Genomic DNA, 26,100 nt, shown 5'->3' on the forward strand with positions numbered 1-26,100 from the left:
CAACAAATATCTAGGATCTAATCTACTCTTTGTTCATTGATTCAGATAGCCTCAAACGATTTGCCAGCTTCACAATCAGAAATATCACCCAGGCGATAATGACGAACTGGATCAATACCTGAATAAAGTTACCATACTTGATTGCAACCTCCGGTGTTTCTCCGACAGCCTCTTTTAGAACGACCTTCAATTGGGTGAAGTCTACCCCGCCGATAACAAGACCCAAAATCGGATTGATAATGTCTTCTACCAGTGAGGTCGTTATTTTACCAAAAGCAGCACCAATGACCACACCGACCGCCAGGTCTAAGACATTTCCTTTGGCAATAAAAGTTTTGAATTCCTGAAGCATAACAAGTTGAGGTTAGTTGGTTAATTAAAACGAATATAGAAATCCGATGCTGAGTGCCTGCGCGAACTGAACATCGTTGCTCTGATCTTGGTCATATACCATAATGCCGCCCAGGTTTACATTCACATATTTGTTAATTTTAGCCGTAAGCATTGCATCCAGCCTGTTATCTATATTTAACGGATGCTTGAAGCTCGAAAACATCAGATAACGGAACTTGAGGTTAATATCCTTTGCAATGTCCTTATCAAAGTTCGCCACTATTTGGATCAGCGCAGCCTCAGTTCTAACCCTCTTACCTATAGGTACGCCATAATTTTTCTGATCCGGAGTGTTGACATACAAATCTTTGTCGACAACGATCGTCTGGCGCAAAGCACCCGGTGCAAAGTCTATGAAAAAATAAGGAACCGGACGAAATTCAATACCTATCGCTTCGGTCAGGTACGCGGGCGACAGAATACCCGACACTTTCTTTTTCACTTGCGATGAATCCGGGCTGTCTGAGTAAATATAACCAGCACCAAACTGTGAAAGAAAGTTAACGTTGGCAAAAAGGCTCCATTTTGAATTCAATTCCCTGTTATACTTGGTATCAAAGAAAATCCTATCAACGTTTTTGCGGCTCAGCTGGCCTTTGTTCCGCACGATACCATATTGGGATTGAAAATCGTTCCTCCAGGAATTCTTACCCTTTTTCTTTTCGTTCAAAGCATTGAAGAACAGCCCCAAAGCGATCGAATTAACGCCGCCACCGGTCCAGTTGGAACTGAAAGAGCCCTGGTTGAGATTGGCTCCGAACTCGATCTTTTTCCAGACTGTATCTCCCGGGGTTTTCAGCCGACCGGCATTAATGGGATTTGAAAGATCAACGTTGTTTTGGGAGAAAGAAGGAAAGCTAAAAAGTAATAAAAGAAGGAAAGAGGCCGCGAGTAAATTTTGAAACTTTACGCTCATGCTTTTCAAGTTTAGTGAGTGAAATCATTGAGTTTTAATATAAAACTATTTCAGAAAGGTTGAGTGTCGCGAGGTTCAAAGAAAGGGATTTTTTGAAAATATTAAAAATTAGCTGAATAGAACTGTTTCCAGATACTTTTTCCTGAGCTTCTCCCTTGATCGCATCAACCTCATTTTCACCGCACTTTCCGTCATTTTAAATATAATTGATATTTCACGGATGCTTCGGTTATCGAGATACTTTAAGTACAAAAGCGCCTTTTCTTCCAGATTAAGATGGCTAAGCGCTGCTTTCAAACTGATGGTATTTATCTCCTCCAGTTCAAAAATTTTTTGAATATCGAAATCATCTTCCTGATCTGCATTTTCAGAATATATGGTTACAATCCGTCTTTTGCCAGATCGCACCAGGTCCATGCAGTGGTTGTAAGTAATCGAAAAGAGCCAGGTTGAAAATTTGGCGTCTTCCTTAAACGTGCTCATTCTGGAAAGCAGTTTAAGAAATATGTCATGTGTAAGGTCCTGGGCCCTGGAAGTGTCTTTTGTAAATGAAAGACATTTTTGATACACTCTGAGCACGTACCGCTCGTAGAGTTTTTGGAAGTAAAAATTGTCGCTGGAATCTAAGAAAAGCTTAACTAATTCTTCGTCAGATGCATGATGCGGGACATAATCGTTAAATAGATTTTCAATCATCCGGTAGTCGAAATATTACTAATAGTGTGTATAACAAAAATAAGAGGGCACTCAATTTTTTGTAAATATTAAAAAACAACGCCTGGTATACAAGTACATACCAGGCGTTGTCAACATTATTTTTCTTTTCAGGAAAGCTTATCCTCCGATTGCCACACGCTTAAAAGACGTAACTGTTAAGCCTTTGCCCGTTTTTTCCAGCAATTGGCGAATTGTCAGAGATGAATCCTTTACAAATTCCTGGTTCAAAAGAGTATTGTCTTTATAGAACTTCTGCAATTTTCCCTGTGCAATTTTTTCAAGCATTGCCTCCGGTTTACCTTCTGCGCGTGCCTGCTCTTTACCTACTTCTATTTCACGCTCGATTGTCGCCGCATCTACTTCATCTTTATCCAGCGCGATGGGCTTCATAGCAGCGATTTGCATCGCCACGTCTTTACCCAGCTCATTAACGTCTGTTCCGTTAACGCCGCCGAATGCTACCAAGACGCCCAATTTGCCATTGGAGTGGATATATGGAACAACCTGATCGGCCGTTACATTTTCATAAGCAACAATTTCAAGTTTCTCTCCCAGTTTACCAACCAGGTCAACAATGTGCTCGCTAACGGGGCGTCCGTCCGCCAAAGGCGCAGAAAGCAATGCTTCTTTGTCAGCAATATTGTCAGCCGATGCTTTGTCCAAAATGCTTTGCGCCAGATTTTTGAAATCTTCAACGTTAGAAACAGGCTCGGTTTCGCAAGCTAGCGCCACCAATTTGCCGTTTGTTCCGTCTGCGCTGATGTTAACCAGTACAGCACCCTCAGATACAGTGTTATCTGCACGCTTTGCAGCCACCTTCTGCCCTTGTTTGCGAAGAATATCAACGGCTTTGTCAAAATCACCATCAGCTTCCTGAAGTGCTTTTTTACAATCCATCATGCCCGCGCCTGTCATTTGGCGGAGTTTGTTTACATCTTGTGCGGTAATTGCCATGATTTGATTTTAATATGTTTATTATTCTTTAAAAAAATGATAGCCCATAGCAAAATGGCTATGGGCTATTTTTATCTAATCAGATACAAACGAGGATTGAAAACCCAGGCCATATCGCCCTAATTATTATTCTTCTCCACCGTCAGCTGCCGCTTCCTCAGCAACTTCTGCACGTGGTGCAGGAGCAGCTTCCTCATTGCCTTTGTCAACCTGACGTTTAGCTTCTTCCTCTTCTACCATGCGCTGATCGTCTTTATCTTGTTTGCGTTCCATCAAACCTTCCTCGATCGCTTTTCCGATTGCCAGCGTGATCAATGAGATTGCTTTGTAAGCATCATCATTACTTGGAATTGGGAAGTCAACCAGTTCTGGGTTTGAATTGGTATCGCAGATCGCAAAGATGGGTATGTTCAATCTTTTTGCTTCTGCAACCGCAATGTGCTCGCGTTTTACATCAACGATGAAAAGGGCAGCAGGAAGACGGGTTAGGTCAGCTACACCACCTAAAACTCTTTCCAGTTTATCCTTTTCACGTGTAAGCATCAGGCGTTCTCTTTTCGCGATATTGCTAACCGTGGTTTCGTCTTTTAGCATCTTCTCAAGAGTCTGCATTTTTTTCAAAGACTTGCGAATAGTACCGAAGTTTGTAAGCATACCACCCAACCAGCGGTCAGTTACGTAAGGCATTTTAAGGCGTTTTGCCTCTTCCGTTACGATTTCCTGCGCTTGTTTTTTAGTAGCAACAAACATGATCTTACGTCCCGAACGAACGATTTGCTTCAACGCAGCCTCAGCGTCATTGATGCAGCTCAGAGTTTTGTTCAGGTCTATGATGTGGATCCCGTTCTTCTCCATGAAGATATATGGAGCCATACGCGGATCCCACTTGCGGGTAAGGTGGCCAAAATGCACACCTGCATCCAATAGTTCTTTATATTCTATTTGTGCCATTGCAGATTAAAATTTTGAATGTTTTTGAAATTACGCAGCACGAAGCATCGGGCACGATAAGCAACGTCTGGACAATTTTCAGTCATTAATTGCGGTCCGCCGCGCGGTCATTCGTTCTCATAAATGGTCATTTGTTGTTTCAAATAATAAAGAACAATACATGACCTAATGAATATGAATGACCACTAATGACCATTTTTTATTAACGTTTCGAGAACTGGAATCTTCTTCTCGCCTTAGCGCGTCCGTATTTCTTACGCTCAACCATACGTGGGTCACGGGTAAGGAATCCTTCTTTTTTAAGGGCGCCGCGGAATTCTCCGTTGTACTCAACCAAAGCGCGGGAAACAGCCATGCGAATTGCTTCTGCCTGACCTGAGATTCCACCACCTCTTACGTTCACTTTAATGTCATAACCATTGCTTCCGCTAATTGTTACGAAAGGCTGCTGAAGAACGATCTGATGAACTTCAAATGGAAAGTATTCCTTGTAATCGCGGCCGTTTACTTTGATATCTCCTTTACCTGGCGTCATATAGATACGAGCCACGGCTGTTTTTCTTCTACCTATTGTGTTGATCACTTCCATGAATTACAACTGGATTTGTTTTGGTTGCTGAGCGCTGTGCGGGTGTTCTGCCGCCGCGTAAACAAACAGGTTTGTAAATAAACGACGTCCCAAACGGTTCTTTGGAAGCATGCCTCTCACGGCTTTCTCGATTACACGCGCAGGGTGTTTTTCGAGCAACTCACGGGGAGTTTGAAAACGTTGACCTCCTGGATAGCCAGTATGACGAACATAAATTTTGTCGGTCATCTTCTTACCTGTCAACTTAATTTTATCGGCGTTGATAACAATTACGTTATCGCCACAATCCACATGAGGGGTGTAACTGGTTTTGTGCTTGCCTCTGATGATTTTAGCAACTTCACTGGCCAAACGACCAAGTACTAAATCCTGAGCATCCACAACAACCCACTCCTTGTTTACTGTGTTTTTGTTCGCCGAGATGGTTTTGTAGCTTAACGTATCCACGATTAACAAAAAATTTAATTGATTTTCAATATATTACACTGTAATAAGACAGTCCCATCGCAAAATGGGAGTGCAAATATAGAGTTTAACAAATTGAATTACAAGTATGTTTTGGAAATTTCGTGCAGTGACAGGGCAGGCCACGGTTTTTAGTGATAAACGAAGTTACACTACCTGCGATCCTGCATTTGTGAACCGGCAGAATCTGAATAAGCCAAATTGAATGAAGACCGGTAGTGCTAGTATATAGGGAAGCTCAATGCCGCATAAGGCAGCCCATAGAAATTGTAAACCCGGCGCTGGCTGTTGTCCAGCAACATTTTATTGCCATTTCTGTCTTTGGTCAAATAGGCTATTTGACCGTGAACATATCCTAACTTCAATCCAAATCTTTTGGTGAGAAATATTCTGGCGTACACCTCAGATTGTCCATTGTAATTTTTCAAAGCCAGCGGGGCCAGATTGAATATTACTGGAGAAGTAGTGAGCCATTGACCATAATTGGGCTTTCCTGTACCGTTTCCCTCAATTTTATCATACGCTCCGCGCCGTTTTGAACCAAATGACGCTCCGATCAGATCAGTATTTACGCCAAGGTCGATCCGCCAGAACCGGAAATTAATCCCTGCAACAAAACTGATCCCGTTCGCAGATACATTGTTGTATTCCAGAAAATCTGCGTCCGACTTTTTGGAATAAAGATTTGTTCGCCCCGCATAATAGCCCCAGGCCCTGAGTCCCAGTCCAAACCGCAGCCAGGGAACACTATTTGGGCTTATCTCTTCATGATAAAGCACAGACGGAGCCCATGAGTTACTGTTAAAGCCTGAACCTACATCTACTCCTGCACTAACCTGTGACTGTCGCTGGCCGGTTACAGCATTACTTAATATTATAAATGTCAAAAACGGTAGTATGTGGAGAGCCTTCATTCGTAAAATAGAAATGTTATATCCCGAAAAGATATGTTAAAAAGATCCAATGAAGCAAATATAGTTTGCAGGATGCGAAGATTTGCGATATTGCGGATTTCCGATACGAATGCAGATTTGAATAATTATTAATCTTTACCACCTAAACCCATGACAAATCTCTTTACTGGACCGAAGCTATTAAAGCTCGGATTTCTGCTGTATCTGACGTTGCATTCTTCTGCGTTGCTCGCTCAGGACGTTGATAAGTTAGGTTTTCGCCCCCTATTTAATGGAAAAAACCTTGACGGCTGGATTGATGTAAATACTTCCAATGAGACTTGGAAGGTGAAAAACGGCACACTGATCTGTTCGGGTAAACCGATCGGAGTAATGCGCTCTGACCGGCAATACGAAAATTTCATACTGGAAGTAGAATGGAAACACATGGAAGCCGGCGGCAACTCCGGGATATTTGTCTGGAGCGAAGGTACGCCGCAGGAACATGATCCGCTTACAAAAGCAATCGAAGTACAAATGCTGGAACTCGAATACGCGCCCCAGCACAACGCAACAGAAGACTATGTGCATGGCGAGCTGTTTCCAACCATGGGCATGACTGCTATTCCCGATAATCCGCGTGGTATCAGAAGTAAATCCCTCGAAAAACGCTGCAAAGGAAAAGGCGAATGGAATAAATATGTTGTCGTTTGCGTCGACGGAACGGTGAAACTATCTGTGAACGGTAAATTCGTGAATGGGCTGCGGGCCTCAGAGCGCAAAAAAGGTTACATCTGCCTGGAAGCAGAGGGCGCCGAAATCCATTTCCGGAATATGCGGATTATGGAACTGCCGGGCGGCATTACTTCCCCCGAACAAACCGCGCCGCTCGTCAACTGACCTGTTTCCCGGCTTAACTTACGGACAGATATAAATTCACTTTTTACATGAAAATCTCCTTCGTTGGCGCCGGCAACGTCGCCTGGCACCTGGCCCAGGCATTCGAGGATGCCGGTCACTGGATTTGCGAAGTTTATAGCAGGGACACACAAAAGGCCCGGCAGCTGGCTTCCAATCTGTACGATACCAATATCCAGCCCGATCTCAATTTCTCTGAAAGCGAGGCTGAAATCATCGTCATCGCTGTGAGCGACGATGCCATCGAAAGTGTGCTGGAACGGATTGTTTTACCCGAGGGCGTTATTCTTGTGCATACTTCCGGTACGCGTTCCCTGGCGGAATTTCAGAACCTGGTGGAGATTTATAGCGACGTGTTTGTTCATACCGGCGTATTTTATCCCTTGCAGACCTTTACCAAAGACGCGGAAATGGATTATCGCGAGCTGCCGTTTTGCATTGAATCAAAAAACGAACTGATTGAAAATAAGTTGATCCAGCTTGCCCAAAGTGTGAGTGATCAGGTGAGCAGGACCGATTCCGACGAGCGATTTATTTTGCACGTAGCCGCAGTTTTTGCCAATAATTTCACCAATTACCTCCTCAGCATTTCGCACGAACTGCTGGAAAGAGAGCAGCTGGACTTTGATCTGCTGAAACCATTGATAAAAACCACTATCTCCAAAGCATTGCAATCCAATGATCCCTCGCTCGGACAAACCGGCCCGGCGCGGCGCGGAGATTGGAAAACAACCGGGCGGCACCTGGAATATTTACAGGAAACCAATGAAGACTGGACCGAAATTTACAGGTTGTTGACTGACAAAATCAGGAATACCTATATCTCGAAATAGCAAAACCTGTCGTCCCGAAAAAAGTTAGCCTATATTTGCAGCATTCTCAATTGACCAGTTTCATGAGTTCTACGCTAACGGAGCGCTTTAGCCAGATTACCACTTTCATTTTTGATATCGACGGTGTCATGACCGACGGCAGCGTAATCGCCCTCGAAAGCGGCGAGCAGCCACGCATTTTTAATGTGCGTGACGGTTATGGTATCAACCGCGCAATCAAAATGGGTTACAGGGTCGCCATTATTTCTGCCCAAAGTCAAATGGGTGTGCGCAAGCGGCTTGAATACCTGGGCATGAAGGATATTTTCATTGGTACTTCTCCCGACGGCAAGTTGCCTGTATTTAAAAAATACCTTGCGGAAACCGGTTTGAATCTAAATGAGATTGTCTTCATGGGCGACGATCTGCCCGACTACGAAGTAATGCGAACAGGCGTGCTCGCAGCCTGCCCGGCCGATTCAGCAGAAGAAATCCTTGCCTTATCCGACTACATTTCTCCTAAAAATGGCGGACACGGAGCAGTCCGCGACCTGATCGAACAGGTAATGAAGGTTCAGGGGAAATGGATGGCGTGGTTTGAATAATTGAAATCCGAAGTGGAAAAAAGGCGTTACTTCCCTAATTTAAATGGCGTTCGCTGCATTGCTGCGGTTTTGGTTATTTTTCATCACCTGGAACAAGCCAAACACGCATTGGGAATTGCGAATATCTATGAATTGCCGATCGTGCAACACGCGGGCAGGCTTGGGGTAGGATTATTTTTCGTGCTGAGCGGTTTTCTTATCACCTATTTATTATTGGATGAAAAAGGCCGTTTCGGGAATGTGGATGCAAAAAAATTCTATCTGCGTCGCGTATTCCGCATCTGGCCCATTTACTTCCTGATCATCGGGCTTTCCTTTTTTGTATTCCCGCATATTGACCTGCTGGATTACCCCGGCATCGACGAAAAGCTCGCCACCGACGCAGCTGAGCGATTGTTGTTACTTCTGCTGGTATTTCCGAATTACGCTTTCGTTTTATATGATCTTCCCTATTGGTGCGCGCAAACGTGGTCGATTGGCGTGGAAGAACAGTTTTATTATCTCTGGCCGTGGCTGATCAAATACCCCAGAAGAAGCATTCCGATCCTAATTTTATTTCTGACATTAAGTGCGGCGCTGCTGTACTTTGGCTTAGAGCTCATTGATCCAGCCGAAGAAATCAGGAATTCGATGATCAGTACTTTCTTGGGTCAGTTCAGGATACAGACGATGGCGCTGGGCGGTTTATGCGCCTGGCTGGTTTACACCAATAAAAATTCGGTTCTCGATATTATTTTCAGGAAGGATATCCAGATTGTCGCGTACACGCTGCTGCTCATCCTGTTCTTCTCCGGCGTGCATTTCTTTGGCTTTCTGGAAGTTTACGCCTTGTTTTTCGCATTCTTCATTCTCAATGTATCCTGCAACCCCAAGTCCATTGTCAGCCTCCAAAATCCGGTAATGGAGCATTTTGGAAAAACTTCTTATGGCCTGTACCTTTATCACGTGGTCATAATTGTCTTGATAATCAACATTTTCAACAAATACCTGCCCGATTGGAGCGGCACATCTTACCAGATCGCATTGTACATTCTGACATTCGCCGGCTCGATTGCTATTGCTTCGCTGTCTTTCACCTATTTCGAGCAGCCTCTATTGAGATTTAAGGATAAAAAATTCGGGAGATAAGCGCTAAATTTTCACTGGTCCGCCAGCTCAGTCATTTTGTAGAAATGCAGATTTTGCGCTTTCGCTTCCTTCAAAATCGCTTCCAGAAATCTTACATTAAAACCATATTCTCCATTTTCAGGCGATTTATAAAGTGGCTCGTGACCAAACAGCATAAGTGCAGTATGCGTATTTTTTGCCTTTTGAATAGCCTCGCGCATTGCTTCCTCGGTCAGCCCGGTGTCGGTATCAATCAATAGTGCGTCGACAGACTTTTGTTTATCAAAATCATAATAAATCCACGGCATCAACCTGGGCGCCAATGCATATATCTGAAAACCCAGCAGCTTCCGCTTTGAAATCGCCACATCGCGGATAATCCTGAACCCATTTGCGTACAAGACCGAATCTACCGTATCATTATGATTTCCACCGGGATGCGCGTAAGAAGTCGGTTGAAATCCTGCCGCCGACATATATTTCATTCCCGGCTCTATTTCAGCAGCATAATATCCCGCCGGCCCACCTGCGGCAATAATTTCCGTAGACTTTCCGTGCCTGGTACTATGAAACCCGATTTCGTGTCCGTCCTTTTCAAGTTGTTTTAATTTCAGGATTTCGTCAGAAGAAAGACTGTCGGAGCAGGTAATGTAAAATGTAACTTTCGCACCGTATTTCTGAAAAAGCGGCCTTAATGCGTACCATTCATTGATAAAATGATCGTCAAAGGAAATGGCAATTCCTGCACGATTTTGCTCGCTGCCTTTTTGCTGGCAGGATAACCCATAAAATCCAACCAAAATCAGTAGCAATCTCAATGCGATCGTTCGCTCTTTTGCGGGCATGCTGTATTTCAATACTTCGGGAATGAAATGTTATTTTCGCTAAATTAATCACACAAATGAAAATACTTCACACAGCAGACTGGCACATTGGTAAAAAACTCGACCTCTATTCCAGGCTGGAAGAACAAAGATTGGTCCTCGACGAAATCTGCGAAATTGCTGAAAATGAACAGGTCGACGCCATTGTAATAGCTGGTGACCTTTTTGATAATTTCAATCCATCTTCCGAAGCTACGGAATTACTATATAGTACGTTGCACCGGCTGTCGGCAAATGGAACGCGGGCTGTTATTGCCATAGCAGGTAACCACGATTCCCCCGAGCGCATTCAGGTACCCGACGCTTTGGCCAAGGTTTGCGGCATTTTGTTCGTAGGATTTCCGAATACCGAGGTAAAGCCGTTTTGCACACAGGGAAAAGTAGATATTGTGCGGACAGCAAAAGGATTTATTGAAATAAATTTACCAAACTGCGATTTCCCGCTCCGTATTTTACACACTCCTTATGCGAATGAACAGCGACTGAAAACTTTTCTGGGCGTGGAAGATTCGGAAGAGATGCTCCGCCTGCATTTACAGGAGCATTGGAAAATGCTGGCCGACGAATATCTTGACGATAAAGGTTTCAACCTGCTGGCGACACATTTGTTTGTGATGAAAAAAGGCGAGCCTGTCCCGGAAGAGCCTGAAGAAGAGCGACCGATTCTGCATATCGGAGGCGCACAGGCGATTTACACCGAAAATTTCCCCGAAAATGTGCATTACATTGCGCTGGGGCATTTGCACAGGTTTCAGGTGGTTGATAAAAAACCTGCTCCGGCCGTGTATTCCAGCAGCCCGCTGGCTTACAGTTTTTCGGAGTCCAACCAGACCAAATATGTAGTTATATTGGAAGCCGACGCAGGAAAATTGATAAACTACCGCCCGGTTGAGTTGTTGAAAGGCAAAAAATTAAGAAGAAAAAGCTTTCACAGTATTGATGAAGCAATTGTCTGGCTGGGCGAATTTCCCGAAGATCTGATTGAACTAACAATCGTTTCAGACAACTACCTCGAAGCCTCGGACAAAAAAAGATTAATGGAATCTCATGCCGGCATTATCCAGATCATCCCGCAAATCAAAAAGCCCGAGCTTGCAGAAACAGCCTCCGGAGTCGACCTTTCGCTGAGTATGGAAAAGCTTTTTCAGGAATATTTCAAAAGCAAAAATAAAGGCCAGGAACCTTCGGAGGGTTTGTTGGAGGTTTTCAGGGAGGTATTGGGAACGGAGGAGGGGTAGCCCTTTGACAAAAAACGAGGCTGTCTCTTTCGAAACGCCTCGTTTTCATTTTTAATGACTTTCAAAATTTTAGCTCGCTCTTCTCAGCTTGGCTTCAATAGTCTGCTGGGTGTGCGGTACGATGCGCAGGCGTTCTTTGGGGATTAGCTTGCCTGTATCGATGCAGATTCCGTAAGTGCCATTTTTAATGCGGATTAACGCATTTTCGAGCTGAACCGAATACTTCTGCAAACGGGCCGCCAACTGGCTCAGGTTCTCGCGCTCACTGGCATCCGCTCCATCCTCTACGAGTTTCGCCGAACCTGCGGTGATATCGGTACCGCTGTCATTCTTCTTGCTCAATCCTCCTTTAATATAATTCAGCTCACTCATCGTTGCATCCAACTTTCCACGAATCAGCTCTTCAAATTCCTTTAATTCTTCCTCTGAATACCTTGTGCGTTCTTCTTGCATGATCTTAATGAAATTATGTTAATCTATATTAAGGAGCGTTTTCAAATACAAAAATACGAGTATTCCGGCTATTATGCACATTAAAAGCATGTACCCGCTTTCCTACAAGAAACTTACTAACACTGATATGAGGGACTATAACCTAACAAAGCCACAACCTCTTTCAGGATATGGCTTTGTGTTTTAAAACTGTATTCCTATTTGTAAAGTACCGACTTCACCGCTTCCACTACCCGCTTCACATTAGGCAATATCTCTTCGATCAAGGTTGGTGCGTAAGGCAAAGGCACGTCACGGTTCGTAACACGTACCACCGGCGCATCCATATAATCGAATGCGTGGCGCTGAATATGATAGCTTACCTCTGTTGAAATCGATGCCAAAGGCCAGGCTTCTTCTACGATTACGCAACGGTTCGTTTTCTTTACTGATTCGATCACAGTAGCATAGTCGATCGGGCGGACCGTTCTCAAATCGATCAGTTCCACGTCGATGCCTTCTTTCTCCAGTTGAAGAATGGCCGGCATTACAACCCGTGGAATCATTTTACCGAAAGAAACAATGGTAACATCCTTTCCCTGGCGTTTGATATCAGCCTTACCCAATGGGATCAGGTATTCTTCGTCAGGGATCTGCATTTTATCACCGTACATTACCTCGGATTCCATGAAGATAACCGGGTTATTGTCGCGGATGGATGATTTCAAAAGTCCTTTTGCATCGTAACCGTTGGAAGGAACAACTACTTTCAGACCTGGTGTATTGGCATACCAGTTTTCAAAGTTCTGAGAGTGTTGCGCGCCCAGCTGCCCTGCATTTCCGGTTGGTCCGCGGAATACGATTGGACAACCATATTGACCGGCAGACATCGAAAGAATCTTCGCTGCGCTGTTGATGATCTGGTCGATTGCTACCAGGGAAAAGTTAAAAGTCATGAATTCGACGATCGGGCGAAGTCCGTTTCCGGCTGCTCCTACCGCGATACCCGCAAACCCAAGCTCGGCAATCGGCGTATCGATCACACGCTCCGGCCCGAATTCATCCAGCATACCCTGGCTGGCTTTATAAGCACCGTTATATTCTGCAACCTCTTCTCCCATCAAAAAGATACTTTTGTCAAGGCGCATCTCTTCCGACATTGCGTCGCGAATGGCATCTCTGAATGCTAATTCTTTCATTCGTAATTGTATAATTATTTAATCTTAGAAGAAACCTTCGCAAAAATCCAGCCAACTAAATCAACTACTTTGCCCGGTCACATTAAAAGAGGTTTGATAGACTAGTTTTCAAAACGTCTTGTAAAATTAGAGAAACAAGCCCAATTCTCAAATCTTTACAAAAAACCATTAGGTTAAATAACCCGGCTAATTTTACCCGATCGGACATTAAACCGGGATTACGTCCACTTCTACTGTGAGCGTATGTTTTCCATAGCTGAAAATGATTCCTTTTAACGGGGGCACATCACTGTAATCGCGGCCCCAGGCAGTCACAATATGCCGCTCGCCGGGCACCACATTATTGGTCGGATCAAAATCGCACCAGCCGTAATCGGGGATAAAAACAGAAATCCAGGCGTGGGAAGCGTCTGAGCCCTGCAACTTGGGCTTTCCGGGAGGCGGCAAAGTTTCCAGGTACCCGCTCACATATCTTGCGGCAAAACCAAAACTGCGAATGCACGCGATCGCCAAATGTGAAAAATCCTGGCAAACCCCCTTTTTAGTGGCAAGTACCTCCTCGATTGGCGTATTTACCGTTGTAAAATCGGGCACAAAGTCGAATTCAGTATAAATTTTGCGACAAAGATTTCTGACGCATTCATAAAGCGGCATATTTTCCTGAAAACAATCCTGCGCAAATGCTGTGATTTTCTGTCCCCATTTCACCGAAGGGCTTGGCAGCATGTATTCCAGCAATGCGATTTTGAGTGATCGGTCGCTTACTTGCCGCTGCCTCGCCGCTGCACAAGTGATTTCCGAAGGCATAAATAGTGAGCCCATATCCTCTACGGTACGCTCCACAATAGCCGTTGTGAGCACAGTGAGCTCTTTGTGCGGCGCGTGCAATGAAAAATAATGCGTTTTGTTTCCGTAAAAATCCGTCCGTTCGACAATCTGTGAAGGGTTCGGCGTGATCTGGATATTGAAATTATTGCAGGATTGATTGGCCAATGTCCTCGGCATCAGGCAGAGCAGGCCGTGATAAGTATTTACCGCCTGCCCATATTCATACCTCGTCTTGTGTACCAGCTTATATTTCATCCGTATCGTAATCTGCCGGTTCAAAAAAGGAATGATGCATGATCGTATGGCTGAAATACATATTTGTCAGGCTGGTGGAAACAGAAGAAATCAGCCTGGATACTTCTGATAGTAAATTGAATAGGCCCTTCCGTTCGAAATTCCGGTCAGTTTTACACATATCGGCCACATTCGAAAGCTTGACAAGTGTGGCGGCTTTTAACACTGACCTTTCAGCTTCATTCAGTCTGTCCCCACGGGTTGTGGTCGGGAGTTTTCCCAGATTACATTTTAATTCATCCAGCATATATACCAGCGAGTAGGGTAATGCTTTTTCAAGCAAAACCATATCCAGCATCGCTTCCACACTCAAATGCGATTTATATATCTGTCTGTAATTGACCAGCGAATGGTGATTGATCAAAGTCGCTTCTATCAATTCGTTCTCAACCGCCTGCGAATTGATTACTCCAAAATTGGACTGTATCACACTGATCCTGGACAGGATACGCTCGATTAATTTGCCCGTTTCAAAAAGCAAAAAACTGTTATCTCGTGGCATACTTTCGGCGATCACCCCGAGGAATGTGAACATATTGTTGAAAAGCCCGTCGAGCGTTTTCTGAATATTGTTACTGTTCATGCTCGATGCATTCCGTATTTCGTGAAATCCGTTATCAATCAGATCCACGATCCGCCAGGTTTCCAGGTCCCACTGGTTGCGCACCGCCCCTACTGCATTCAGGAAGGCGCCGATATTCGAGGCGATAGAGCCTGGCCGGTTGGTATTGGAAATCAAATCGATGATCTCTTGATAAGGATCCCGGAAATGATCGACTTCTTCATCCAGAAATCCCGGATAGGTCGCTGACAAGTGCGTGACAGATTGCAGTAATACCTTGATATGCTCCTGCTTGGCAGATCCGCCAAAGTTCCTGTCGAGGTTCAGTACGTTGATCGTAATATTCATAAACTTGATCACCGCCATTGTGCGCTCGCAATACCTGCCTACCCAAAAAAGGTTTTCCGCGCTGCGGCTCGGAAGCGAAACATGCTTATTCACCGACGCAGGGCTTGGCAGACTTATCTTTTCCTGGGCTTCTTCGGTTTTGTTCGAAACAATCCAAGTATCCTTCGAAAGCCCGCCATGTTGATTGGAGATTACAAATCTGTCTTTTACAGGCGAGCTCCGCGTCAATCCGCCCTGCATCACGTAGTAACCATTTTCATCGGCTACCATAAATGCCCGCAATGCCGCGTAGCGGGGTTCTATATTTCCATTGATCAGCGAGGGTGTCGTAGAGAGGCTTACTTCCTGCTGGGCGATGAATTCGTGCGGATTCTTTAATAACATCCGCTTCACCTCCTCCTTTTCCTGATAACTTAATAGCCTGCCGTAAATGGACCTGAACTTTGTTTTCCGATTACCTTTTTTGATAATCAGCTCATCCAGGTGTTCGAGTACATAGTTCAATTCCTTGGTATGCCCGCACCACCATGTCGCTACCGAAGGCATGATCAGTTTTTCACCCAAAAAATACTGGCTAATGTTCTCCATAAATGCCAGGAACGCATGGTTTTCCAGCACACTCGCTCCTGGTGCATTTAATACCTGCACGTTGCCCATTCTGATCGCCTGCAAAAGGCCGGGGACACCCAGCCTGGAATCTTCACGCAATTCAAGTGGATCGCACCAGTCGTCGTCGATCCGGCGCAGTATCACATCCACTTTTTGCAAACCGTCAATGGACTTAAGCCACACACAACCATTACGAACGAGCAGATCGTCGCCCTGTGCGAGCGTGTAACCCAGGTAGGAAGCCAGGTAAGCGTGTTCAAAATAAGCTTCGTTGCTCGGCCCGGGTGTGAGGTATACAATATTAGGAGCATCCTTGCTCTTGTCGGCAAGCCTGGAAACGGTGCTTTGCAGACTGTTAAAGTAGGGCGCAAGCTTACTTACGTACATTCCATCTGCCAGCTCGGGCAGCAGTTTGCTCATTACAACCCGGTTTTCAAGCGTATATCCGGAGCCTGACGGGGCCTGGGTACGATTATCGACGATCCACATCTGGCCGTCGGGACCGCGTGCCATATCGGCCGCGAATAACGTCAGCTGGTTTGTGCCAGAAACCCTGATATCGTGGCAAGGGCGGAAAAAACCAGTATTATCAAACACAAGTTCCGCGGGAATGATACCGTCCCGCACCAGCTTTTGCGGCCCGTACAGATCTTTCAGCATCAGGTCCAGCAGCACCGCGCGCTGCTGTAATCCTTTTGCTATCTCATTCCATTCTTTCTGTTCTATTAGAAAAGGGATCGGGTCGAGCTGCCACGGCCGGTTCATCCCGTCGGGCGAGCCGTACACATTATAGGTAACCCCGTTTTCCCGCAGTTTTCCAATGATCTCCTGATTCCTGCTTTTCAGCTCTTGCAGACCCAGTTTTTCAAGTGTCGCGAAAAGTGCATTCCAGTGCGGTTTGATGTTACCGCGCAGGTCCAGCACCTCGTCATAAGAGCTCAGTCCGCTTTGATAGGATTGTAACAGGTTCACCGAAGCCTCAGTAAGCATAATTTGATAGCAGGGGATTAATACTGAAACCTATTTCGATTTCCAGTATTTACGCAAATCCAGCGTATTCGGATACTCCGGATTAATTAATTCAATAGGCGTGTCTGCCTTCATCTCTTTTTTTGTTTCCGCTACGAAACGGGAAACTGCGCCCGACGTATCTTCCTTGATCTGCACTTCCTGTCGCGAAGACGGTGTATGTCCAAAACCCTGAAACAAGCTGATCTTGCGGGATTCTGCCTCAAATGCATTCACAGGATGCGTATCAAAAGCCCGCCCGCCGGGGTGCGAAACGAAATAGGTACATCCCCCCAATATACGGTTATTCCAGGTATCCACAATATCAAAAACCAGCGGCGCATCCGCCCCGATCGTAGGGTGCAATGCCGACGGTGGGTTCCAGGCTTTGTACCTTATTCCGGAAATATATTCTCCCTTTATACCTGAACTCCGCAGCGGCACGCGACAACCATTACAAATCAGAATGTGCCTTCCTTCCACAAATCCGCTGATTTTGACCTGTAATCTTTCCAGTGAAGAATCTACAAAACGCGCAGTTCCCGTATTGGAAAGTTCTTCTCCCAAAACGTGCCAGGGTTCAATCCCCAGTCTGAGATCCAGCTGGATATTATCTACGGTAATTCCCCCGTAATGCGGGAAACGGAATTCAAAGAATGGATCAAACCAGGAGATATCGAAATTGTAGCCGGCATCTTTGAGATCATTTACTACATCGACCATATCCAGGTAAGCAAAATGCGGCAGCAGGAAGCGATCGTGCAGCTCGGTACCCCAGCGGATCAGTTTATGCTTGTAAGGGTTTTTCCAGAATTTGGCGATCAGCGCGCGGATCAGCAACGTTTGTACCAAATTCATGTGCTTGTGCGGCGGCATATCGAATGCACGGAATTCGAGGATACCCAATCTTCCCGTCGACGAATCGGGGGAATAAAGCTTGTCCATGCAAAATTCCGAACGGTGGGTATTACCGGTAATATCCACCAGCAGATTTCTGAAAATGCGGTCCACCATCCAGAAAGGCACTTCTTCGCCTTCGGGAATCTGGTCAAACGCAATCTCTACTTCATATAATTTTTCATCCCTGCCCTCATCAATCCGGGGCGCCTGGCTGGTAGGACCTATAAACGGGCCTGCAAAAAGGTAGCTTAATGCAGGGTGATGCTGCCAGTATGTGATCAAACTCCGCAACAGATCAGGCCGGCGCAATATCGGACTGTCCGCAGGTTTCGCGCCTCCGATCGTGACGTGGTTGCCGCCACCAGTTCCTGTGTGGCGCCCATCAACCATAAACTTATCAGTACCCAATCTTGAAAAGAAAGCCTCTTCATACAATGCACTGATATTATCAACCAGCTCCTGCCAGTTTTTAGCAGGATGAATATTCACCTCAATCACCCCGGGGTCCGGCGTCACGATCAATTTCTGAACCCGATAGTCTGAAGGTGTCGGATACCCTTCAATGCGTACCGGCATTTGCAGCTTCTCGGCAGTAGCTTCTATGGAGGCAATCAGATCGAGATAATGTTCCAGATAATCAATAGGTGGCAGGAAAACATAGATAATCCCATCCCGCTCTTCCACACAAATCGCCGTCTTCACAATAGGAACATCAAACAATAAACCTTCCTCCCTTCCTCCATCCTCCCTTTCTCCCCTACCAGAAGGTAGCTCGTAAGCCGGTGCAACGGAGCCATATCGATTTTGTACAGCCGATTTATAATCTCCCAACGTAGGCAAATCTTCAAATAGACTTCTTTCGACGGGCATTTCGCGGCGCGCTTTGGCTACTTCGGGCAATGCTTTTAAGGGCAGCCGGTACCCCATCGCCGAATTTCCGGGAATCAGAAAGCAGTTATTTCTCCTGAACTGCCACACAGAACTTGTCCAGTGACTGCCTTTTTCGTCCCATTTAACCGGCAAAACAAAACCAGCGGGATTGTTCAGACCTCTTTCCAGCACTTTGGCCAATGTTCTTCTTTCAATGGAATCTTTGAGGTTAACCTTTAAGGGATCCACATTAAGCGGGAGTTTGCCTTCCTCCATTGCCCAGTAAATAGGGTCTTCGTAAGCGGGAGTAATATTGTTGGTATCAATACCAAGATACTTTGAAAGCTCGGTTGTAAAAGCCTCCGCATCCTGGAAAGTATATTTGGCCTGACCTTCCTTGGCTACCAGCTCATCGTTGCGCCAAATCGGCACGCCATCGTTTCTCCAGTACAATGCATATTGCCAGCGGGGAAACTGCTCGCCCGGGTACCATTTACCTTGCCCAAAATGCAGCAGCCCGCCGTGTGCGAAGCGTTTTTTCAATCTAAGGGAAAGGTCATACGCAAGCTGCCGCTTCATAGGTCCGTCGGCCGCAGTGTTCCATTCTGGAGATTCGAAATCGTCGATGGAAATAAAGGTAGGCTCGCCACCCATGGTAAGACGCACGTCGCCTTCCTGCAAATCTTTCTCCACATCATGCCCTACCTGCATTACAGAAGCCCATTGTTCTTCGGTGTAGGGTTTGGTTACGCGTGGATCTTCATGTATCCTGTAAACTTTGTTATCAAATTCAAAAGTAACCTGTGCCACGTCGGTTGCTCCTGAAACAGGAGCGGCGCTGGCGTAATCCGGTGTGCAGCAGAGTGGAATATGTCCTTCGCTGGCAAATAGCCCGGAAGTAGGATCCAGCCCGATCCAGCCTGCGCCGGGCACATAAGCTTCCGTCCAGGCGTGGAGATCCGTAAAATCCGCTTCGGGGCCTGAGGGACCATCGAGCGATTTCACATCCGAGGTCAATTGCACGAGGTACCCCGACACAAAACGCGCCGCAATGCCCAAATGCCGCAAAACCTGGACCAGCAGCCAGGCCGAATCCCGGCAGGAACCGCTTTGAATATTCAGCGTACTTTCGCAGGTTTGCACACCTGCTTCCATGCGGATATTATAATGTATTGCTTTGTAAAGTTCCTGGTTCAAATGCACCAGGAAATCAACAGTCTTGATATTCCAATTAATCCTCGCCTTTTCGACAAAATTCATCAGCAGCGGCCCGGATTCTCTGGGTTCGAGGTAAGGCCCGAGCTCCATTTTTAGCGTCGGCTCGTACTGAAAGGGGAACATGTCCGCATATTCTTCCACAAAGAAATCGAAAGGATTGATCACCTGCATTTTGGCTATCACCTCAACATCAATGCTTAACTCTGTTGTTTTTTCCGAAAAAACGACACGGGCCTGATAGTTACCGAAAGGATCCTGCTGCCAGTTTATAAAATGGTTTTCGGGAGAGATTTTCAGGGAATAACCTTCAATAGGTGTGCGGGAATGTGGAGCGGGGCGAAGTCGGAAAATATGCGGTGAAAGTGAAACACTCCGGTCGAACTTATATTTCGTCTTATGCGAAATTGCAACTTTTATAGCCATAGTTGGAGTATTACAATAATCAAAATTAATTTGGTATTCAGGAGTACCCTTTGTTGTAAAAAAACGGATTATAGTCGTTTTTCAAAATATATTCCGGCATTAAATAATTTATACAAAATTTTATTCTCAATCAATATTCAAAGGAAAGCACATCTTTTCAAAAAAGGTGTGACGCAAGGCATAATCAGCAGAACGCGCATTGCTATCAATTCATTCCAAAACAAATGATCCACAAATAACCTGCCTACGCTGATATTTCTTTCAAAAGTTGCGTAATTCGCCTTCATCCTGACCATTATCTATTATAAATTTCAAAATGAAAATCGCGATTATCGGCTGCGGCAATATGGGAATGGCATTTGCACGCGCATTTCTCAAATTCGACCTGGTTAAAAAAGAAGACTTTTTGCTCGTTGAAAAGAGTACTGACAGACTGGAAAGTCTGACCAGCTTTCAACCGGGCGTCATTACCGGCGTGATCGGGCCGCAAATCAGTGAATATGACCTGATCATCCTTTCCGTAAAACCGCAGGATTTTGCCACAGTTGGCGCGAACCTGAAAGAAGTTGTGAAGCCGAATCAGGTTGTGCTGTCTATTATGGCAGGTATTACGATTCAAAGCATTCAGAATGTATTGCAACATAAAGCGGTGATCAGGGCAATGCCAAATACGCCTGCAATGCTCGGAATGGGCATTACTGCTTATGCAGCTTCCCCGGAAGTGGATATTCAGCAGTTGCGTAAAGTGGAAAACCTGATTAATGCGACGGGAAGGTCGGTTTTCCTGGAAAATGAAGAGCAGCTCAATGCGGTTACTGCGCTCAGCGGCAGCGGGCCGGCTTACTTTTTTTATGTCGTAAAAGCGATGATCGAAGCTGGTAAGCAAATGGGTTTTGAAGAATCTGTGGCTGCTTTACTGGTCAAACAAACGATGCTCGGTTCGTACCATTTGATCAATACCGCCGACAAATCGCTTGACGAACTGATCAAAGCGGTAGCGTCGAAAGGCGGAACTACGGAGGCTGCTTTGCGGCAGTTTGAAGCGGGAAATCTCGATGAAACATTAAAACAAGGCATTATCGCCGCGCAGGTAAGGTCTGCTGAACTATCGAAGGGATAGCCTTCTTTTTAGTTTTACACACATTCAATCAAAAAAATAATGGAAGCAAAATCAGATCAACTGGCCACGCTTGATATTGTTCTCGACGGGCTGATGCGCAGGTACAAAGAACGCGTTCCCGATGTGGGAACTATTTTGCATGCGATGGTGAGCGAAGGCATTATCAGCAATACCAATGATATTGAAAATGACCATATTGCATTCCGGACTATGGGTGTTCCGCAGCTCGGTGTGCAATCGTTTGAAAAAATTTTCCTGCATTACGGTTACGAAAAGCGCGACCATTATTTTTTTGAAGGCAAAAAGCTCGACGCCTGGTGGTATAGTCCGCCGCGCGAAAGCGACCCACGCATTTTTGTCAGCGAGCTGCGCGTGAGCGACCTTTCGGAAGAAGCGCAACGCATTATCCACAGCTATACGGACGAAGTGAAAAACGATCCGGCTGATTCGCTGAATCTGGATAATGGTTTGGAAGTGGATGCATTTCTGCACAAGCCCCTCTGGCGCACGCCAACTGTTTCGGATTACCAGACGCTCCTGGAAGAAAGCGAATATGCAGCCTGGGTGATTTACAACAGATATTACCTTAATCACTTCACGATCAGTGTACATAACCTGCCCGAAGGTTATAATACCGTTGCCGGTTTCAATGCATTTCTAGAGAAAATCGGGATCAGGTTAAATACTTCCGGTGGGAAGATCAAGGTAAGTCCGGACGGAGGTTTGCTACAAAGTTCAACGGTGGCGGAAATGATTGATGCTGCATTTGCAAACGGCGAAAACCTGCGCATTTCAGGTTCCTACGTAGAATTCGCCGAGCGAAAGGTACTGCCTGATTTCAAGGATCTTCCCGCGTCAGAAATTCTAAGAAAACACCGGAGAGACGGTTTCGAAGCAGGGAATGCAGACAAGATTTTTGAGAGTACTTATACTACGCAGACCGGGAAGTAACGGAATCAAGCGGCTTCGAGAGCTCGAACAAAACGTCAGGGTCGAAGTCTAGGGGTGCGGCGATTGGCTTTCCGTTGTAATCTATTATTTGAACGAGGTTATCCCAGTAGATTGTCCTACCATCGGTTTTTGCTTTTTTAAAGATATTGGGTTGTAATAGTTGATAGTAGGGACTATTGGCTCTCTGAAAATACTCAGCCAAAAAATTTCCGAAATCAATAGCACGAATGATTCCGTCTGACCACAGGACTGTAATCACGTAGAAATCAATTGATACTATTTTCTTTACTCTCGGATTCATTATTGCAATGGTCTTATTTTTCTAAACTGAGCATTGTCTTTCTGCGACTCAAAGTAGTTAAGATATAATTCTTCTCTATGAAGTTCAATCCAAGCCTGAACTAACCTGATTTGTTTGCCGGGCAAATTTCCAGCCAGTATGTCCCCGGTTTCAATCGAAAATTGTGCCTCTTCACCAGCATATTCTGCATGAAAGTGCGGTGGCAGGTGATCTTTGAAATACATAAAGATAACAATTCCGAAAAAACGGGAGATTTCTGGCATAAGTTCAGGTGGATAGTGTGTTAGAATTATCCCCCAAAAATAACCTTTATTCCGCAACCAGAAAATGTACGATCCGGCAGGCGGTGCCGGTGCTTTCTTTATTTTTTTCAGCAGATATTGTCAGTTTCAATGTGTGCTTGCCGGATGAAAGTTCGTCGTCGAGCATGAGGTACCAGGGTAAATGCAGCTGGGTACTCCAACGGGTAAACAAATCAAGTGTTTTCGGCTTTTTGCCGTCGATTGAATAGGAAATAATCCCAGCGTCGGGACCGGAAATGATCGCGATCCCAATGCCACGACCCTTAAACGGAAGCTCCAACGAGGCATTTGCAGTCTCCCCCACAAGCATCGGCACATTCACAAAACCTTCACGGGTCGAGAGCTTTGTCGCCGGCTTCCAACCTGGGTCCAGAGCAAAACCTTTCAGGCTTTTCGCTTCTTCAATGGAATGGTAGCTTCCCTTCTCGTAAGAAAATTTATCCAGTGGCAACGGAAATTGAGCTGCCGGTTTAGCAGCATCAAAATCCTTTTTCAGCAATTCCTTGATCGTTTGAAAATAAACCTCCTGCCCGTAAGCTGACGGATGCAGATCTTTGAAATCATATTGCCAGGAAAATTCGCCGGCTTCAATACGATCGTAAACTTCTTTAGCCAGATTGATGTAAGCTGCTCCATAATATTTCGCGACACGCTGATGCACCGCTACTTCCGTCGGCTCCTTTCCTTTTTTATAATCATCGTTTTTCAAAGGTTCAGCAAATGCCATGAGTACTACATCCGCTTTGGGATTCGCGGTATGCATTTGCCTGACGATGCCTTCCAGGGCACGAACCTGCGCTTCTTCACTGAATCCATTTCCGCGGTCATTTACAGCCGATTCGACAAACAACAAATCCGGAATACCTTTTTTCAGAACATCCCGGCTAAACCGGAATGCATGCGGCGTACTGCCCAGCGAGGGAATACCTGCTGCGATAAATGTAAATTCAGTATCCGGAAAACGCTCCTGCAAATATTGAGAAGTCTTATTGCGCCAGCCAGGATTGTGCGTGATCGACCCGCCCAGAAATGCAACGGTTCCCTTTTTTGAAGTTTTGAACTTTTCAAAAGCATTACCCAATCCTGTATTCACTTCTATATACGGATCGTGCGAAAGCGGCTTTGCGACCGGCACACTGTTTTGCTCTATGAAATTGGCAAAAAACTCGGGGTGCTCAATTGGAAAGTGGTGCCCGTCGAGCTTTTGTTCACCGCGGGTCATCGGGTAAACGGCCACCGGCCCACCCAATTTTTGATAGATTTTAATCAGTGAATCGCTGTTTTCAACCGGTGGCACCAGTTTATCCTGCAAACCAATCACATGAACGATCGGTACTTTAAATGCGGCCAGCCCGGCCAGGTCATTTAGTGGAATATCAGTAAATTTCAGCGCTTCCTCTTCGGACTTCCCAAACAATTTTAACCACAAAGCCCAATCTTTTTCTGACCCAGGCCCTTTTCCTTTTCCGCCTGGCCAGCTTTTCGGGTCGTATACCGGCGCCTCGGCGTAAATGCAGCTTACTTTATCCGGATTTCGCTTGGCCCAGCCATAAACATACAGGCCGCCGCGGCTCACTCCTTCCAACGCTACTTTCGGGGCAAACTGCTTTTCCTTGACCAGGTAATCATAAAAAGAATCCCAAACCTGCATCGCTTTCGGATGCCCGAACATATCGTTGGAATTCACATAAGCAATATGAAACCCGCGCGAAAGCAGGATACTATCCATTTCGGTGTGCCAGGTGGGGAAATGTGCGCGCCAAACCCACGGATTGCCCGGTATTGCCTTAACCGGCTTCACATACCAGGCCTCCCGGTTTTCAAAAGTAAAAGTTACTTTGTCAAACCCCTTCCAGCTGGCTGTTTTTTCTGTGATTTGAGCACCGCTAATGTGCCCCGAAAGGCATAAAACCGATAATACGAACTGTTGAATGCATCTTTTAATCATACTCTTTAGAAGGATCGCAGCAAGCGTATTTACCGGGATCAGTTCTCAGTTTGGTACGATATTTTAAGTTAATGCTTTGAACAATAACTAAGAACTTATGGATAAGATCGAAAAGTTTAAAAGCATGGAGAAGATTCTCCGTGAAATTGAAGACTTGAAAAACAGTGAAACTGCGGTAATTAAGAAGATCGGTCAGATAGAAACCGAGAATATGAACCTGAATATTCAGAACCTCGATAAATCGTTAAATGAGATTTATGACGGGGCTTACAAAAACCTGGAAAATGTGGAAACGCTCCACAACTCTTTCACGGAAACGGTCTCTGACTTCAAAGAAAAAAACAACATTACTGATGAGATGTTAATGGAAATCAGAGAGTAATCTCTTCACTTTCTGTTGAAACTAAAAAAGCTGCCTCGCGCAGCTTTTTTAGTAGATATGCATTCCAAAATATTAAAATCCTGCGTCATCGGAAGCACCTTTGGCTAATGCTACCCAATCCAGATGTGCGCGGTCTTTTGCCAGTGCTGAGACGAAACGATTTTTGACCAGATCGGCAAGGGGCATAGGTGCATTCACCTTTGCCGAAGCTTGCAAAGTCAGATTGATATCTTTTAAGCCAAGCGGCAACCCAAATAAAACGGGCTCGTAAGTATGCTGCGCCACCATTTTACCGTAATTCTGAAAAATCGGTGCGGCGAATAAAGTGGATGTAAGCATTTCATAAATGCTTTGACGTGGTATGCCGCTTTTTTCCGCCATTGTAAATGCCTCAGCCATCATTTCCAGGCTTGCTGCGATCATAAAGTTGCCGCAAAGCTTGATCACATTGGCTGCGCCGGGGTCGTCACCGAAGTCAAAAACACCTTTTACAAAGTTTTGTACCAAAGGTTTCGCCCGCTCTCTCGCACCTGCTTCACCTGAAACCACGATATTACCCATTCCGGAACGTACCGCGTCGGGACGTGCGAAAATAGGGGCTGCTACGTAACTTACCCCAAACTTTTTGTGCGTTTCGGTCATTTTGCGAGAACAATCGGGAGAGATCGTGCTCATAGAGATGTGCAATCCATTCTGGCCGAGCTTTTCAAGCAAAGCGTCAGAAAATGTAGCTTCAACCGCACTATCATCAGCCAGGACGGAAAAGACGATTCCGCCGGGCTCGATCGCGTCGATCGCATTTTCGGCCACTTTTGCGCCGAGTTGGGCCAGAGGTTCGGCTTTTGAAATTGTCCTGTTCCAAACTGTTACCTCAAAACCTGAGTTGATCAATCTTTCTGCTATGGGTGCGCCCAGGTTCCCAAGGCCCAGGAAAGCTATTTTTTCAGACATAATTCATTGAAA

General features: G+C 45.5%; 26 protein-coding genes. 8 read left to right on the forward strand and 18 right to left on the reverse strand.

Annotation, left to right across the window (positions count from 1 at the left end; translation table 11 throughout):
- Window positions 1-22 precede the first annotated feature (22 nt).
- From mscL to FXO21_RS08695, 8 genes are all read right to left on the reverse strand, one after another.
- Window positions 23-352, reverse strand: coding sequence for a large-conductance mechanosensitive channel protein MscL (gene mscL, locus FXO21_RS08660; RefSeq protein ID WP_149639713.1), 330 nt, complete (start codon window positions 350-352; stop codon window positions 23-25).
- A 24-nt stretch (window positions 353-376) separates the two neighbouring features.
- Window positions 377-1,309 carry a DUF3078 domain-containing protein gene (locus FXO21_RS08665; protein ID WP_149639714.1) on the reverse strand — a complete coding sequence of 311 codons (933 nt, stop codon included), beginning with the start codon at window positions 1,307-1,309 and terminating at the stop codon, window positions 377-379.
- 108 nt (window positions 1,310-1,417) lie between these two features.
- Entirely contained in the window at window positions 1,418-2,005 is a 588-nt protein-coding gene (locus FXO21_RS08670; RefSeq protein WP_149639715.1) for an RNA polymerase sigma factor, read from the reverse strand.
- 138 nt (window positions 2,006-2,143) lie between these two features.
- Window positions 2,144-2,980 carry a translation elongation factor Ts gene (gene tsf / locus FXO21_RS08675; RefSeq protein ID WP_149639716.1) on the reverse strand — a complete coding sequence of 279 codons (837 nt, stop codon included), beginning with the start codon at window positions 2,978-2,980 and terminating at the stop codon, window positions 2,144-2,146.
- A 126-nt stretch (window positions 2,981-3,106) separates the two neighbouring features.
- A complete protein-coding gene (gene rpsB / locus FXO21_RS08680; RefSeq protein WP_149639717.1) occupies window positions 3,107-3,931 on the reverse strand; it encodes a 30S ribosomal protein S2 in 825 nt (274 codons plus the stop codon).
- 202 nt (window positions 3,932-4,133) lie between these two features.
- Complete coding sequence (rpsI, locus tag FXO21_RS08685; RefSeq protein ID WP_149639718.1) at window positions 4,134-4,520, reverse strand: 30S ribosomal protein S9; 387 nt, start codon at window positions 4,518-4,520, stop codon at window positions 4,134-4,136.
- 3 nt (window positions 4,521-4,523) lie between these two features.
- Entirely contained in the window at window positions 4,524-4,967 is a 444-nt protein-coding gene (gene rplM, locus FXO21_RS08690; RefSeq protein ID WP_149639719.1) for a 50S ribosomal protein L13, read from the reverse strand.
- Window positions 4,968-5,206: 239 nt separating this feature from the next.
- The gene (locus FXO21_RS08695) at window positions 5,207-5,899 is read right to left on the reverse strand and encodes a hypothetical protein (RefSeq protein WP_149639720.1); all 693 of its coding nucleotides are present in this window, start codon (window positions 5,897-5,899) and stop codon (window positions 5,207-5,209) included.
- A gap of 150 nt (window positions 5,900-6,049) precedes the next feature.
- Here FXO21_RS08695 and FXO21_RS08700 point away from each other — a divergent pair, with 150 nt between their 5' ends.
- The 4 genes from FXO21_RS08700 (at window position 6,050) to FXO21_RS08715 (ending at window position 9,341) form a co-directional block, all read left to right on the forward strand.
- On the forward strand, window positions 6,050-6,778 hold the full coding sequence (locus tag FXO21_RS08700) for a 3-keto-disaccharide hydrolase (protein WP_192579194.1): 729 nt from the start codon (window positions 6,050-6,052) through the stop codon (window positions 6,776-6,778).
- A gap of 47 nt (window positions 6,779-6,825) precedes the next feature.
- Entirely contained in the window at window positions 6,826-7,629 is an 804-nt protein-coding gene (locus tag FXO21_RS08705; RefSeq protein WP_149639721.1) for a Rossmann-like and DUF2520 domain-containing protein, read from the forward strand.
- Between the two features lie 62 nt (window positions 7,630-7,691).
- On the forward strand, window positions 7,692-8,213 hold the full coding sequence (locus FXO21_RS08710; RefSeq protein WP_149639722.1) for a KdsC family phosphatase: 522 nt from the start codon (window positions 7,692-7,694) through the stop codon (window positions 8,211-8,213).
- A gap of 12 nt (window positions 8,214-8,225) precedes the next feature.
- Window positions 8,226-9,341 (forward strand): acyltransferase family protein, encoded by a 1,116-nt coding sequence (locus FXO21_RS08715; protein WP_149639723.1) that lies wholly within the window; start codon window positions 8,226-8,228, stop codon window positions 9,339-9,341.
- A gap of 11 nt (window positions 9,342-9,352) precedes the next feature.
- Here the strand turns inward: FXO21_RS08715 and FXO21_RS08720 are convergent, their stop codons facing one another.
- Window positions 9,353-10,165: a polysaccharide deacetylase family protein gene (locus FXO21_RS08720; protein ID WP_149639724.1), complete on the reverse strand. Its 813-nt coding sequence runs from the start codon at window positions 10,163-10,165 to the stop codon at window positions 9,353-9,355.
- A 56-nt stretch (window positions 10,166-10,221) separates the two neighbouring features.
- On the opposite strand from FXO21_RS08720, the gene FXO21_RS08725 reads away from it, so the two are divergent.
- Window positions 10,222-11,442 (forward strand): metallophosphoesterase family protein, encoded by a 1,221-nt coding sequence (locus tag FXO21_RS08725; protein WP_149639725.1) that lies wholly within the window; start codon window positions 10,222-10,224, stop codon window positions 11,440-11,442.
- A gap of 69 nt (window positions 11,443-11,511) precedes the next feature.
- On the opposite strand, the gene FXO21_RS08730 is transcribed toward FXO21_RS08725, so the two are convergent.
- The 5 genes from FXO21_RS08730 to FXO21_RS08750 form a co-directional block, all read right to left on the reverse strand.
- Window positions 11,512-11,898 (reverse strand): TraR/DksA family transcriptional regulator, encoded by a 387-nt coding sequence (locus FXO21_RS08730; protein ID WP_056291076.1) that lies wholly within the window; start codon window positions 11,896-11,898, stop codon window positions 11,512-11,514.
- A gap of 194 nt (window positions 11,899-12,092) precedes the next feature.
- On the reverse strand, window positions 12,093-13,073 hold the full coding sequence (locus FXO21_RS08735; RefSeq protein WP_149639726.1) for a pyruvate dehydrogenase complex E1 component subunit beta: 981 nt from the start codon (window positions 13,071-13,073) through the stop codon (window positions 12,093-12,095).
- Between the two features lie 207 nt (window positions 13,074-13,280).
- A complete protein-coding gene (locus FXO21_RS08740; protein ID WP_149639727.1) occupies window positions 13,281-14,156 on the reverse strand; it encodes a transglutaminase family protein in 876 nt (291 codons plus the stop codon).
- Window positions 14,146-16,704: a circularly permuted type 2 ATP-grasp protein gene (locus FXO21_RS08745; protein ID WP_149639728.1), complete on the reverse strand. Its 2,559-nt coding sequence runs from the start codon at window positions 16,702-16,704 to the stop codon at window positions 14,146-14,148. The genes FXO21_RS08740 and FXO21_RS08745 overlap by 11 nt, the downstream gene beginning before the upstream one ends.
- A gap of 30 nt (window positions 16,705-16,734) precedes the next feature.
- Complete coding sequence (locus tag FXO21_RS08750) at window positions 16,735-20,133, reverse strand: transglutaminase family protein (protein WP_149639729.1); 3,399 nt, start codon at window positions 20,131-20,133, stop codon at window positions 16,735-16,737.
- A gap of 316 nt (window positions 20,134-20,449) precedes the next feature.
- Between FXO21_RS08750 and proC the strand changes: the two genes are divergently transcribed.
- Complete coding sequence (gene proC, locus FXO21_RS08755; protein ID WP_149639730.1) at window positions 20,450-21,253, forward strand: pyrroline-5-carboxylate reductase; 804 nt, start codon at window positions 20,450-20,452, stop codon at window positions 21,251-21,253.
- Window positions 21,254-21,292: 39 nt separating this feature from the next.
- On the forward strand, window positions 21,293-22,204 hold the full coding sequence (locus FXO21_RS08760) for a DUF1338 domain-containing protein (protein ID WP_149639731.1): 912 nt from the start codon (window positions 21,293-21,295) through the stop codon (window positions 22,202-22,204).
- Here FXO21_RS08760 and FXO21_RS08765 read toward each other — a convergent pair.
- From FXO21_RS08765 to FXO21_RS08775, 3 genes are read right to left on the reverse strand one after another with little or no spacing between them, the layout of a single operon-like run.
- Window positions 22,185-22,505 (reverse strand): DUF2442 domain-containing protein, encoded by a 321-nt coding sequence (locus tag FXO21_RS08765; RefSeq protein WP_149639732.1) that lies wholly within the window; start codon window positions 22,503-22,505, stop codon window positions 22,185-22,187. The genes FXO21_RS08760 and FXO21_RS08765 overlap by 20 nt on opposite strands.
- A complete protein-coding gene (locus tag FXO21_RS08770) occupies window positions 22,505-22,768 on the reverse strand; it encodes a DUF4160 domain-containing protein (protein WP_149639733.1) in 264 nt (87 codons plus the stop codon). Before FXO21_RS08770 ends, FXO21_RS08765 begins: the two co-directional genes overlap by 1 nt.
- 46 nt (window positions 22,769-22,814) lie before the next feature.
- A complete protein-coding gene (locus tag FXO21_RS08775) occupies window positions 22,815-24,755 on the reverse strand; it encodes an SGNH/GDSL hydrolase family protein (protein ID WP_149639734.1) in 1,941 nt (646 codons plus the stop codon).
- 97 nt (window positions 24,756-24,852) lie between these two features.
- Here FXO21_RS08775 and FXO21_RS08780 point away from each other — a divergent pair, with 97 nt between their 5' ends.
- Window positions 24,853-25,137 (forward strand): hypothetical protein, encoded by a 285-nt coding sequence (locus tag FXO21_RS08780; RefSeq protein WP_149639735.1) that lies wholly within the window; start codon window positions 24,853-24,855, stop codon window positions 25,135-25,137.
- A gap of 72 nt (window positions 25,138-25,209) precedes the next feature.
- Here the strand turns inward: FXO21_RS08780 and FXO21_RS08785 are convergent, their stop codons facing one another.
- Entirely contained in the window at window positions 25,210-26,088 is an 879-nt protein-coding gene (locus FXO21_RS08785) for an NAD(P)-dependent oxidoreductase (RefSeq protein ID WP_149639736.1), read from the reverse strand.
- Between the last annotated feature and the right edge of the window lie 12 nt (window positions 26,089-26,100).

It is taken from the genome of Dyadobacter sp. UC 10 (genome assembly GCF_008369915.1).
Classification (GTDB): domain Bacteria; phylum Bacteroidota; class Bacteroidia; order Cytophagales; family Spirosomataceae; genus Dyadobacter.

What these genes read in the sequence shown, in the direction of transcription:
- mscL (WP_149639713.1), bottom strand. Translation starts at nt 352, where the DNA reads ATGCTTCAGGAATTCAAAACTTTTATTGCCAAAGGAAATGTCTTAGAC.
- FXO21_RS08665 (WP_149639714.1), bottom strand. Translation starts at nt 1,309, where the DNA reads ATGAGCGTAAAGTTTCAAAATTTACTCGCGGCCTCTTTCCTTCTTTTA.
- FXO21_RS08670 (WP_149639715.1), bottom strand. Translation starts at nt 2,005, where the DNA reads ATGATTGAAAATCTATTTAACGATTATGTCCCGCATCATGCATCTGAC.
- tsf (WP_149639716.1), bottom strand. Translation starts at nt 2,980, where the DNA reads ATGGCAATTACCGCACAAGATGTAAACAAACTCCGCCAAATGACAGGC.
- rpsB (WP_149639717.1), bottom strand. Translation starts at nt 3,931, where the DNA reads ATGGCACAAATAGAATATAAAGAACTATTGGATGCAGGTGTGCATTTT.
- rpsI (WP_149639718.1), bottom strand. Translation starts at nt 4,520, where the DNA reads ATGGAAGTGATCAACACAATAGGTAGAAGAAAAACAGCCGTGGCTCGT.
- FXO21_RS08695 (WP_149639720.1), bottom strand. Translation starts at nt 5,899, where the DNA reads ATGAAGGCTCTCCACATACTACCGTTTTTGACATTTATAATATTAAGT.
- FXO21_RS08700 (WP_192579194.1), top strand. Translation starts at nt 6,050, where the DNA reads ATGACAAATCTCTTTACTGGACCGAAGCTATTAAAGCTCGGATTTCTG.
- FXO21_RS08705 (WP_149639721.1), top strand. Translation starts at nt 6,826, where the DNA reads ATGAAAATCTCCTTCGTTGGCGCCGGCAACGTCGCCTGGCACCTGGCC.
- FXO21_RS08710 (WP_149639722.1), top strand. Translation starts at nt 7,692, where the DNA reads ATGAGTTCTACGCTAACGGAGCGCTTTAGCCAGATTACCACTTTCATT.
- FXO21_RS08720 (WP_149639724.1), bottom strand. Translation starts at nt 10,165, where the DNA reads ATGCCCGCAAAAGAGCGAACGATCGCATTGAGATTGCTACTGATTTTG.
- FXO21_RS08725 (WP_149639725.1), top strand. Translation starts at nt 10,222, where the DNA reads ATGAAAATACTTCACACAGCAGACTGGCACATTGGTAAAAAACTCGAC.
- FXO21_RS08735 (WP_149639726.1), bottom strand. Translation starts at nt 13,073, where the DNA reads ATGAAAGAATTAGCATTCAGAGATGCCATTCGCGACGCAATGTCGGAA.
- FXO21_RS08740 (WP_149639727.1), bottom strand. Translation starts at nt 14,156, where the DNA reads ATGAAATATAAGCTGGTACACAAGACGAGGTATGAATATGGGCAGGCG.
- FXO21_RS08745 (WP_149639728.1), bottom strand. Translation starts at nt 16,704, where the DNA reads ATGCTTACTGAGGCTTCGGTGAACCTGTTACAATCCTATCAAAGCGGA.
- FXO21_RS08750 (WP_149639729.1), bottom strand. Translation starts at nt 20,133, where the DNA reads ATGGCTATAAAAGTTGCAATTTCGCATAAGACGAAATATAAGTTCGAC.
- proC (WP_149639730.1), top strand. Translation starts at nt 20,450, where the DNA reads ATGAAAATCGCGATTATCGGCTGCGGCAATATGGGAATGGCATTTGCA.
- FXO21_RS08760 (WP_149639731.1), top strand. Translation starts at nt 21,293, where the DNA reads ATGGAAGCAAAATCAGATCAACTGGCCACGCTTGATATTGTTCTCGAC.
- FXO21_RS08765 (WP_149639732.1), bottom strand. Translation starts at nt 22,505, where the DNA reads ATGAATCCGAGAGTAAAGAAAATAGTATCAATTGATTTCTACGTGATT.
- FXO21_RS08770 (WP_149639733.1), bottom strand. Translation starts at nt 22,768, where the DNA reads ATGCCAGAAATCTCCCGTTTTTTCGGAATTGTTATCTTTATGTATTTC.
- FXO21_RS08775 (WP_149639734.1), bottom strand. Translation starts at nt 24,755, where the DNA reads ATGATTAAAAGATGCATTCAACAGTTCGTATTATCGGTTTTATGCCTT.
- FXO21_RS08780 (WP_149639735.1), top strand. Translation starts at nt 24,853, where the DNA reads ATGGATAAGATCGAAAAGTTTAAAAGCATGGAGAAGATTCTCCGTGAA.
- FXO21_RS08785 (WP_149639736.1), bottom strand. Translation starts at nt 26,088, where the DNA reads ATGTCTGAAAAAATAGCTTTCCTGGGCCTTGGGAACCTGGGCGCACCC.